This window comes from Rhodococcus sp. NPDC006774 (genome assembly GCF_040636045.1).
In the GTDB taxonomy this organism is placed as follows: domain Bacteria; phylum Actinomycetota; class Actinomycetes; order Mycobacteriales; family Mycobacteriaceae; genus Rhodococcoides.
The window spans coordinates 83,869-93,611 of record NZ_JBEYIW010000017.1; the positions used below are offsets into that span (position 1 = coordinate 83,869).

At 63.9% G+C, this 9,743-nt stretch carries 11 protein-coding genes and 1 pseudogene; 4 read left to right on the top strand and 8 right to left on the bottom strand.

The window, feature by feature from the left end:
- Positions 1-9: 9 nt before the first annotated feature.
- Complete coding sequence (locus tag ABZ677_RS21690) at positions 10-576, top strand: hypothetical protein (RefSeq protein ID WP_358373126.1); 567 nt, start codon at positions 10-12, stop codon at positions 574-576.
- A gap of 19 nt (positions 577-595) precedes the next feature.
- Here the strand turns inward: ABZ677_RS21690 and ABZ677_RS21695 are convergent, their stop codons facing one another.
- Positions 596-1,153, bottom strand: coding sequence for a tyrosine-type recombinase/integrase (locus ABZ677_RS21695; protein WP_358373128.1), 558 nt, complete (start codon positions 1,151-1,153; stop codon positions 596-598).
- A gap of 669 nt (positions 1,154-1,822) precedes the next feature.
- Between ABZ677_RS21695 and ABZ677_RS21700 the strand changes: the two genes are divergently transcribed.
- The gene (locus tag ABZ677_RS21700; RefSeq protein ID WP_358373131.1) at positions 1,823-2,500 is read left to right on the top strand and encodes a hypothetical protein; all 678 of its coding nucleotides are present in this window, start codon (positions 1,823-1,825) and stop codon (positions 2,498-2,500) included.
- Positions 2,501-2,599: 99 nt separating this feature from the next.
- The gene (locus ABZ677_RS21705; protein ID WP_358373134.1) at positions 2,600-3,190 is read left to right on the top strand and encodes a GNAT family N-acetyltransferase; all 591 of its coding nucleotides are present in this window, start codon (positions 2,600-2,602) and stop codon (positions 3,188-3,190) included.
- Positions 3,191-3,233: 43 nt separating this feature from the next.
- Here ABZ677_RS21705 and ABZ677_RS21710 read toward each other — a convergent pair whose 3' ends face one another.
- On the bottom strand, positions 3,234-3,695 hold the full coding sequence (locus ABZ677_RS21710; protein WP_358373137.1) for a hypothetical protein: 462 nt from the start codon (positions 3,693-3,695) through the stop codon (positions 3,234-3,236).
- A 112-nt stretch (positions 3,696-3,807) separates the two neighbouring features.
- Here ABZ677_RS21710 and ABZ677_RS21715 point away from each other — a divergent pair, with 112 nt between their 5' ends.
- Positions 3,808-4,683: a bifunctional methylenetetrahydrofolate dehydrogenase/methenyltetrahydrofolate cyclohydrolase gene (locus ABZ677_RS21715; RefSeq protein WP_358373139.1), complete on the top strand. Its 876-nt coding sequence runs from the start codon at positions 3,808-3,810 to the stop codon at positions 4,681-4,683.
- Here ABZ677_RS21715 and ABZ677_RS21720 read toward each other — a convergent pair.
- From ABZ677_RS21720 to ABZ677_RS21745, 6 genes and pseudogenes are all read right to left on the bottom strand, one after another.
- A complete protein-coding gene (locus ABZ677_RS21720; protein WP_358373142.1) occupies positions 4,653-5,456 on the bottom strand; it encodes an IclR family transcriptional regulator in 804 nt (267 codons plus the stop codon). The two genes, ABZ677_RS21715 and ABZ677_RS21720, sit on opposite strands and share 31 nt — an antisense overlap.
- A gap of 62 nt (positions 5,457-5,518) precedes the next feature.
- Positions 5,519-6,211 (bottom strand): GntR family transcriptional regulator, encoded by a 693-nt coding sequence (locus tag ABZ677_RS21725; RefSeq protein WP_358373145.1) that lies wholly within the window; start codon positions 6,209-6,211, stop codon positions 5,519-5,521.
- Positions 6,212-6,252: 41 nt separating this feature from the next.
- Positions 6,253-7,404 carry an aromatic ring-hydroxylating dioxygenase subunit alpha gene (locus ABZ677_RS21730; RefSeq protein ID WP_358373148.1) on the bottom strand — a complete coding sequence of 384 codons (1,152 nt, stop codon included), beginning with the start codon at positions 7,402-7,404 and terminating at the stop codon, positions 6,253-6,255.
- Between the two features lie 95 nt (positions 7,405-7,499).
- Complete coding sequence (locus ABZ677_RS21735) at positions 7,500-8,663, bottom strand: FAD-dependent oxidoreductase (RefSeq protein WP_358373150.1); 1,164 nt, start codon at positions 8,661-8,663, stop codon at positions 7,500-7,502.
- Positions 8,660-9,022: a bifunctional 3-phenylpropionate/cinnamic acid dioxygenase ferredoxin subunit gene (locus tag ABZ677_RS21740; protein ID WP_358373152.1), complete on the bottom strand. Its 363-nt coding sequence runs from the start codon at positions 9,020-9,022 to the stop codon at positions 8,660-8,662. The genes ABZ677_RS21735 and ABZ677_RS21740 overlap by 4 nt, the downstream gene beginning before the upstream one ends.
- Positions 9,023-9,325: 303 nt before the next feature.
- Positions 9,326-9,743: pseudogene (locus ABZ677_RS21745) on the bottom strand (MBL fold metallo-hydrolase); the annotation flags it as partial.

Sequence of the window (9,743 nt, forward strand, 5' to 3'; positions counted from 1 at the left end):
AACACAGCGATGCCCGCGTATACCCCGAAATATCAGATCCCGTACCCCGTCGCCAGTGACCCCGTGAATGCATCGGTGTTCCAAGCAATGGCCGAACGCATGGAACAAACGCTGACCAACGCACAGATGCCCAAAGCCGAACAGAACTTGCAACTGGTCGGCCCCTACGTCCCCGCAGCATTCACCGAACGCCAGAACGTCACCACCACCAAGCTCGAACTGTGCAACGTCACCATCCCCGACCCCGGCTGGCGCTACCGCATCATCCCGTTCGGTCGCTGGCAGACCTGGGCAAGCGCAGGCGGAACGCGCCCGGATATCGAAGTCCGCGTCGGCACTGTCACCGGCCAAGCCGTCGGGTTCGGCCTCGGCTCCAACGCCGCCGCCGCCAACCAGATCGTCCCCTGCAACGTCCAACCCGACCCCGCATCAGCACTCGGTCAAACCCCCGCCAACGCACCATCATTCACCGGATCGCAAATCGTTCGCTGGTGGGCCGTACGCGGCACCGGAACCGCCAACGCAAACTTCTCCAACGACAAAGCCTCCGCCCACCTGTGGATAGTCCGCGCCTGACCGGACGGCGCATCGGCTATCAGGCCGCGTCTCGATAGACCGCAGCGTCAGCGGCTGCTCGTCGTTCCTCACCGCCGACCTCGGTGTAAATCTCCGTCGTCGCCACCGACTCGTGGCCGAGCAGCTCCTGCACTGCACGTAGGTTCCCGGTGCCCCTCAATGCCCGAGTGGCGTACCTGTGACGCAGCTTGTGCATCGTCCACACTCCCGGCATGACCCGAGAGCACAGCGTGCCCACCCACCGTGGCGAGAGATGACCGTTATCGTCGCCAGGAAACAGGTAGCCGGTCGCGCTCGCACCCTCGGTATGCCAGGCGGCACCTCGCAGGAGTAACTCTGCGAGCCCCCTCGAGATGGGCACCTCACGATCCTTGCCACCCTTACCGTGCGCGGTGATCATCCAACCGTCGAACTCCTCATGGATATCGTCGGTGCTGCACACCGCCACCTCGCCGCGCCGGAAGCCCGCATGGCACGCGAGTTCGAGCATCATCTCATCGCGCCGGTCAGCGGCCATCAACGATTCCAGCCAGACCCGATCCGGCGCCGGTTTCGCCTTGGCCTTCTTGGCCGGCACTTTCGGCAAAGCTTCGGCTGGGTTGCTCGGTAGGTGCCGCTCCCGGTACGCCCAACGAAAGAAACTGCGCATGCTGTTCCGATAGCCCCTGCGCGTCTCGTTCTGCCACTGCTCCTGCATTCCGAACCAGTCCGTGAGTAGCCGCCCAGTGACCTCGGAGGGCGAAACGTCAAGGCAGCGTGCCATTCTCGCGATGTGGCTACGGCGAGTCCCTATCGTCGTCCATGGACTGCCCGCCGCACGCTCATCGACGGCGTATCGAGACAACAGGATGGACCACTCGTCAGTCAGCGGCTTCGCTATTCCCTCAGGTGTGTATGTCATGTGCTTAACAAATACCGAGTTACCTGCGTGTAATTTTCGTCTTCCGGTCATAACGGACCAAACCAATGTTTTGGTACGTAAGTACCAGAATTTGGCCCACTAATCTCCATCACGCGGCACGCTTGAATGGAACAACCACTTCAGCCTCTGACCAGGGCGAAAGCTCTGACCAAGAGGTTAGGGGTTCGAATCCCTTCGGGCGCACAGAAGAAGAAGCCCCGAACTGCAGCGATGCGGTTCGGGGCTTTTTCGTTGTGCTCATGTCGTGTGGACGGGGGCAGTGGCCACCTGGACAACCGAAACAAACCGGGCGTAGGGTTTTATTTCATCGTCGAGGAGGGGCACGTGACAGATCGATTGGGTGAAGTCTCGGGCGAAGGCGCTCGGCCGAACGGGGGCGGTGCCGATCCTCGACCGCATGCTGTTCCTCCGTTGTCCCTCCCGCTTTTGCTCGTCGCGGTGACGTTCATCGGCGCGCTGCCGTTCTACGTTCGGCAGCCGTTCGGTTCCGGGGAGTCGGTATCGAGTCCGATGTGGTTCGGCGGATCTGCGTACCTCGCATCGCCGGCTGCGGGTCTTTATTGGCTGATTGCACTGCCGGTGTGTATCGGGGCAGTCGCTCTCTACTGCACGTGGAGTGAACGTCGATCAGGTGCCGTATTGCACGTCCGTCTGTGGCTCGTGGTCAGTGTTGGATTGTGTTTGGCCACAGTACTTCTGGTGCGCAGTGGACTGCTGGTCTTCGTGGGCAACCTGACGATCCGTGGACTTCTTCCGCTGTTGACGATGTCGGCAGCGGTATTGATCTGGGGCGTTGCTCTGCGGTCGCGCGTAATGGTCGCAGTAGGAGTCGTGGCCGTCGCGGCGAGTCTGGTGTCCAACCTCTACAACGTGGAGAACCTTGTGCCACAACAGTTCGCGTTCGACACCCGCTTCAGCCTCTGGTTGAACATCATGCTGACATCACTCGTGTTCGTTTTAGGGGCAGCGGTGTCCGCGCTGGTCGAACGATCGAGGAGCTGACGTCCCGCCTGTCGATCGCTACCGACGCTCCGCGTGTGTGGGTGCCGCGTGCGTCCACCTGCAACCGTGGTCGACCGATTGGAACTAGAGTTCCCGTATGTGAATGCGAAGCAGACAATCCGACCTGCAGTTCAGGCAGACGTGGACCGCGCTGCCGAGTCGCTGGGCCGTGCTTTCTCGGACTATCCGTTCACTCGGCACACCGTCGCGGCCGATGAACACCAGCAGCGGGTGGCATCACTGCAGCGCATCTATCTCGACGTGATCGGCTTGCAATGCGGTCGAGTGTGGGTTTCCGATGACGTTGCGGCCGTTGCGGTATGGCTCACGCCGTCCTCGGTCGGTGTGGGCGAAGCATTCGGGTCCGTCGCCGAACAGATCGAGCAACTGCACGGTGATCGCATCGATATCGCGCGAAGAGCAGACGAAGCCACCGAATCGTTGAAGCCGTCGGAGCCGGTGTGGCTGTTGGCGACGGTAGGCGTCGATCCATCCGTGCAGGGGCAGGGCCTGGGGCGCGCCGTCCTCGAACCCGGTCTTCAGCAGGCCCGCGAGCACGGTTGTCCGGCCTACCTGGAGACGTCGTCGACAGCGAACCTCGCCTTCTACTCACGATTGGGTTTTCAGCTCACCGGGTCGGTGCGGCTTCCTGATGGTGGACCCGAAGTGTGGGCGATGTTGCGCCGATAGCGGTCGTTTCATCTCCTGGGCCACCGCGTCGTCCATACCTCTGTCAACAGGAGTCGGCGGTGCTCCTCCGGACCCGGTAGTTATGCCGCGCCTGTGCCGAGAGGGGCAACCCGATGAAAACGAAGGCGATGATCGGCAACGAAATCGGCCACGGAATCGACAGGTTGTTCGCCGCCAACAAGGCACCGGCCAACGCCATCGACGTACCGACACTTTCCAGTAAGTCGACCTTGCGTGGCCGTACGGGCGGAAATCCCGTCCACGGGATACGTCGACCGGCGTTCTCGCGTGAAACCCGCCGCGCTGCCGCGACGGAAAGCGCGGCTCCGATGACCGAAATACAGACTCCGGCAACGGCGGCCCACCTCTGACCGCCATCGATCCACATCGCGGCCAGGTACAACGCCGGGCCGCCGGCGTAGGCGCACCACACCTTCCAACGCGGTGCAGACTCTCGCTCGTCCAGTTGCACGTCGACCGGCCGCATCGGCTGCAATGGCTCCATGACTCGACCCTCCCACATCGTCTCTCTTGACCGACTGCGGCGACGCGCCGTATCCTGACCGACAGTTGATATATCAGAACCCCAGCGGCCTGCCGAACCGAGGAAGCACAGTATGACCACAGCGCTCGAGATCGACGGGACGGCGGTCAGTGCGATCGTCAAGGACGATCTACGACATCGCGTCGAACGGCTCGTGCAAAAGGGGAATCGCCCCGGTCTCGGCACGATACTGGTGGGCGTCGATCCGGGTAGCCGTTCCTACGTCGCTGCGAAGCATCGCGACTGCGCCGAGGTGGGACTGCATTCGATTCAGGTGCGGTTGCCCGCGACCGCGACCCAGCACGAGATCGAAGACGCGGTGCACGCGCTCAACGACGACCCCGAGTGCACAGGTTTCATCGTCCAGTTGCCGCTTCCCCCGCACATCGATACCCATCGGGTGATCGAACTGATCGATCCACGCAAGGACGCCGACGGACTGCACCCGACCAATCTGGGGCGACTCGTGCTCGGCATGGACGGGCCGTTGCCGTGCACGCCGCGCGGAATATTGGAACTACTTCGCCACCATGATGTTCCGATCACCGGCGCACGCTTCTGCATCATCGGGTGCGGCATCACCGTGGGCCGTCCGCTCGGGTTGATGCTGACCCGGCGAAGCGAACACGCGACTGTCACGATGTGCCACGAAGCAACCGTGGACACCGCCGCGCACACTCGGGCCGCCGATGTTGTCATCGCAGCTGCAGGTGTTGCGCATCTGGTGCAACCGGATTGGATCAGTGCCGGGGCGACGGTGCTGTCGGTGGGAATCACCCGCACCGTCGAGGGAATTCTGGGCGACGTGCATCCCGGCGTGAAGCAGATTGCGGGGCGGCTCAGTGGAGCCACCGGCGGTGTGGGGCCGATGACGAGGGCCATGCTGCTGACCAATGTGGTGGAGTGCGCTGAGGCTGCTCAGGCCGAGGGAATGAAGGATTCGCGGTAGCCCATCTTCTCGCTGATCTCGGCCGTGGCGGCAAGCACGTCCGGGACGATGGCTCGCATTCTGGTTTCGTCGAAGCGATACACCGGACCGGAGACGCTCAGTGCCGCCGTCGTCTTGCCGGTGTAGTCGAGAACCGGAGCTGCGATGGCATTGAGTCCGGTCTCGTACTCTTCGACGACCACTGCGTACCCGAGGGACACTGCGGCATCGAGTTCGGCCGTCAGACCGGCCTTGGTGGTGAGGGTGTGCTCGGTGTATCGGTGGAGGTCGAGCGAATCGACAACCGCCTTACGGGTGTCGGCGTCCAGCGCCGCAAGCAGCACCTTGCCGCTGGCGGTGGCGTGCAGCGGAGTCTGTTCCCCGATCCAGTTGTGGGTGCCGACCGAACTGGGACCACGAGCCTGATCCAGATGGATAGCCGTATTGGCCCGCAGCACAGCGATATTCACTGTCTCGCCGAGCTTGCCCGCGAGGCGTTCACAGACGGCGTGGCCGTATTCGGTGATCTCCAGGCGCTCGGGTACGGCAGCGGCAAGCCTCAGCACTCCGAGGCTGAGCCGGTACTTGCCGCGATTGTGCGTCTGCATCACCATGTCGTGTTCTTCGAGCGACGCGAGCAGCCTCGACACCGTGGACTTGTGCACACCGATCTCGGTGGCGATAGCGCTGACGCCCGCCTCCCCGAGCCGCGCCACGACCTCGAGCACGCGAAATGCGCGGTCGACGGATTGGACGCCACCCTCCGGGGTACGGGTCGAATCGTCGCTGGCCACTCTCTGGACTATACGTATCACGCAGTTGACCGTGGTCTCGCCCCTCAGGCGCAGCCGGGAATCTAGATGACAGCGCGAACCGCGTCGTCGAACTCGGTCACATGGGCACGGGCCATCGCTGCAGCGTCCTCGGCTTCCCCGGCCGCGATGGCGCGCAGAAGCTCGGTATGAGTCCCTACGTGGTCGGCAAGTGGGGGCAGTCGATCCATGAACAACCAGAAGATGCGCGTCGCCAAATTGTTGTAGCGAATCAGGGCGTCTTCGAGAACCGGGTTCGCAGCCAGTCGGTAGACGGTGCGATGTACCTCCGCGTCCCACTTGATCAGATCGTGCTGGCTCGGCGGCGCAGACTCGAACTTCTCGGTGCGGTCGGCCATCCCCAACAGAACTTGACGTTGTGTCGCGGTCGCCGCGGTGGCTGCCTTCGCTGCCGCCAGCGGTTCGAGGCGCTGGCGAATCTCGGAGATGTCTCCCAGGTCGGCGACGTCGACAGAGGTTGCGAAGGTGCCACGCCGGGCATGCGAGATCACCAGGCGCTCGTACTCGAGCCGTTTCAGGGCTTCCCGAACCGGTGTACGACCGACGCCCAGCTCGGCGGACAACGCCGACTCGACAACGGCTTCACCTGGCTTGATTGCCAACATGACCAGCTTGTCGCGAATAGCCGAGTAAGCGACGTCCGCCATGGTCGCCCCCGGTTCGCCCGGCACCCCCGACGAGCCGGGGGTGCCCGGCGACGCGACCTCGACACTCATGGTGACCGATCCTATCGGCACCGAGCAGGAGGCAGGGGCGGTCAGGCCTCGATGCGGTTCTTCAACCAGTCGTGGAAGATGCCGATGTGGTGTTCGCTGCCCACCAGCACTCCGCCGTCGCGGTACTTACGGGAGTTCATGGCCGGCTGGCAGCGCTCGCACGCCTCGAAATCCTGCAGATTGACGCGGTGGAACAACTCCACCGAGTGCTGCAGGTCCCGACCCGAGGCGACTACACCGGGCAGGTAGAGCCAATCGCATTCCACCAGAGTGTGATCGGCGGCAATCGGATACATCCGGTGGATGATCACGTGATCCGGGACGAGGTTGACGAACACCTGCGGCCTGACGGTGATGGCGTAGTAGCGTCTGTCCTGCTCGGGCGCGATTCCGGGGATGGAGTCGTGTCCCTCGGAGCCGTCGAGCGTGAATCCGCGGACCGACTCGCCGAATTCGGCTCCGTGGCCCACGTAGTACTGGGCGGCGTAACCATCGGCGAATTCGGGTAGAACCTCGGTCAGCTCGGGGTGGATGGTGGCGCAGTGGTAGCACTCCATGAAGTTCTCGATGATGAGCTTCCAGTTGGCCTTGACGTCGTAGCTCACGCGCCTGCCGAGGCCCAGGTCCTCGATCTTGTAGCGATCGATCGACTCGACGTCACCGAGTCGATCGCGGATGTCCTGGACGACAGTGGTGTCGAAGGATGCCGGATTGTCGCTGAGATTGACCCAGACGTATCCGAGCCATTCCTCGACCGATACCGACGACAGGCCGTAGCGAACCCGGTCGATGTCGGGCATCTTGGTGAGATTCGGTGCCGCGATGAGCTTTCCGTCGAGGTCGTAGGTCCAAGCGTGGTAGGGGCATTGGAACGATCGCTTGACTTCGCCCTTGTCCTCCATGCAGATTCGCGCACCGCGGTGCGCACAGACGTTCAGGTACGCCTTGATGGCCCCGGTTCGGGTGCGCGTCACGATGACGCTCTCGCGGCCGATCTGCACGGTACGGAAGGCACCGGGCTTGTCCAGATCCGCAGCACGGACCGCGCAGATCCACAGCTCCTCGAAGATCTTCTCCTGCTCGAGCTCGAAGATGGCCGGATCGGTGTAGTAGCGACCGGGGAGGGTGGAGATCAGACTCTCGGGCAGGGGGAGGGAGGCTGCGGGCTGCGTGGTGTCGGGAATGGTGGTCACTTCGGTCCTCCGTACGTGGCCGATCTTGTGGATCGGTGACGAGACGTCAACTGGGATAGTGGAATACGACGAGTGGAACAGCAGTCTGGGTGTGGTCAGACCGCGCGAGCGGGTGCCGAGAGCCGACGGCGCCAGCGGGTGAACGAACGAACCTGATTGACACCGAGTACGCCGACCGGAAGTCCGTCGGATCGGTAGACGGCGAGGAAGCTACCGAGCTCTGGCGACCCCTCTTCGATGGTGCATTCACTGTCCGGTCCGGCGGTGCCGGCGAACTGAATGCGTGACCCGTACTGGTCGGACCAGAAGTACGGAGGTTTGACGTGTTGGCCGCCGTAACTACCCGAGAGCAGGGTGGACACAGCGACAGTGGGGCGTTCGGACGCCCCGGCCCAGTGCTCGACGCGCCGATGGGCACCGGTCGAATCGAGCCATGCGGCGCAATCGCCGACGGCGACCACTCCGGGCACAGCGGTCGCCCCGCCGCCGTCACACAGGATTCCGTTGCCGAGAGCGAGTCCGCTGGTGCCGAGCCAATCGATGTTCGGAATGCCACCGATGCCGACGACCACGACATCGGCGTCGAGAAGTCGGCCGTCCGCGAGCCGAACGCCCGTCACTCGGTCGGTGCCGGTCAGTCCGTCGACGGCGGTTCCGCAGATCAACGTGGTGCCGTTGTCGCGGTGCAGATTGCCCACCGCGCTACCCAGTCGCGTCCCGAGGGGGCCGGCGAGCGGTGACGGGGCGGCTTCGACGACAGTGACGTCGAGGCCCAGTTTCCTTGCGGTCGAGGCCACCTCGGCTCCGATGAAGCCTGCGCCGATGACGACCAGACGCGCGCCGGGCGCGAGTTCTGCGCGCAGGCGGTCGGCGTCGTCGATCGTACGCAACACGTGCACACCGGCGAGGTGATCGGTACCGGGAAGCGATCGCGCGCGCGAGCCGGTGGCCAGGACGACGCCATCGGAGGTCAGTTCGGCATCGTCGTCGAGGGTGACGGTGCGACGCGACGGATCGAGTGAGGTGGCGGTACGTCCCAGAATCCAGGTGGCGTCGAGGTCTTCGTCTTCGGGCTCGAGGGCGAGAGTGCTCGCGTCCACGTCGCCGGCGAGATACTCCTTCGACAGGGGCGGGCGGTCGTACGGTCGGTGGCTCTCGGCACCCACGATGGTGACCGAGCCGTCGAACCCGGACGCCCGCAGGGCACGCGCAGAGCACAGGCCGGCCAGGGAGGCTCCGACGATGGTGACGCTCTTCATGAATGTCCCTCGGCGGCCAGCCGGCCGCGAACGTCGGGCGGAAGATTGGGGGTCGCGGTGCTCAGCTCGACGTAGATCACACCGTCGTCGACGACAACGGTGTGAGTGCGAACCGGCAACTTCGCGGGGGGAGCGTCGACGGCACCGGTGCGCAGGTCGAAGGTGGACGCGTGCAGCGGACATTCGACTGCACACCCTTCCAGCCATCCGTCCGCGAGCGACGCGTCCTGATGCGTACAGGTGTCGTCGATCGCGAACAGCTCGCCGTCCTCGGTGTGGAACACCGCCACGGGAGGGGTCGTGTCGACGCGCAGAGCTTCGCCGCCCGGGAGGTCGGCCAAGGGACACACCTTCAGCATTCGGATCCTTTCTGTATCGCTATGCGGAACACGTCTTACTTCCCGCAACAACAATGTGAACATCGACACAAGATCGTGTCAATAGGAGACGGCACTTTTCACCCCTGCGAAACATGACGTAACTCGATTCGGACAAACCGCACGTTCTGCCAGCTGAACACGTGGTTAGTGCACGCAAGGACCTGTTCGTCCGGCACGAGGTGGCACCGGCCCGGCGGTGCGCACAGTGGCCGTCAGGGCTGTGCGCAGCGCCGAGTCTGCACTACCAATGAGTAGGAAATATCGATATTGATATATCAGCGCTCAGCTGCCGCGGGCGATCCACTCCTCGAGGTGCGGTGCTTCGTCGCCGATGCGGGTCCCGTCACCGTGGCCGGTGTTGACTCGGGTGTCGACGGGAAGGGCGAAGAGCCGGTCGCGGATGGACCCGATGATGGTCGGGAAATCCGAGTACGACCGTCCGGTGGCGCCTGGGCCGCCGGAGAAAAGGGTGTCGCCGCTGAACAACTCCCCCGCTTCCGGCAGGTACAGGCACGTCGATCCCGGTGAGTGTCCCGGGCGTGTGCAGCGCCAGGATGTCGGTTCCGGCGACGGTGATGCGCTGACCGTCCTCGAGCGTCGAGTGTCCGACGCCCGGGTGCGTCTGCTGCCACAGCATGTCGTCGGCGGGGTGCAGCAGGATCGGCGCGTCGAGGGTGTCGGAGAGTTCGGGGGCGACGGT

What these genes read in the sequence shown, in the direction of transcription:
- ABZ677_RS21690 (WP_358373126.1), top strand. Translation starts at nt 10, where the DNA reads ATGCCCGCGTATACCCCGAAATATCAGATCCCGTACCCCGTCGCCAGT.
- ABZ677_RS21710 (WP_358373137.1), bottom strand. Translation starts at nt 3,695, where the DNA reads ATGGAGCCATTGCAGCCGATGCGGCCGGTCGACGTGCAACTGGACGAG.
- ABZ677_RS21715 (WP_358373139.1), top strand. Translation starts at nt 3,808, where the DNA reads ATGACCACAGCGCTCGAGATCGACGGGACGGCGGTCAGTGCGATCGTC.
- ABZ677_RS21725 (WP_358373145.1), bottom strand. Translation starts at nt 6,211, where the DNA reads ATGAGTGTCGAGGTCGCGTCGCCGGGCACCCCCGGCTCGTCGGGGGTG.
- ABZ677_RS21735 (WP_358373150.1), bottom strand. Translation starts at nt 8,663, where the DNA reads ATGAAGAGCGTCACCATCGTCGGAGCCTCCCTGGCCGGCCTGTGCTCT.
- ABZ677_RS21740 (WP_358373152.1), bottom strand. Translation starts at nt 9,022, where the DNA reads ATGCTGAAGGTGTGTCCCTTGGCCGACCTCCCGGGCGGCGAAGCTCTG.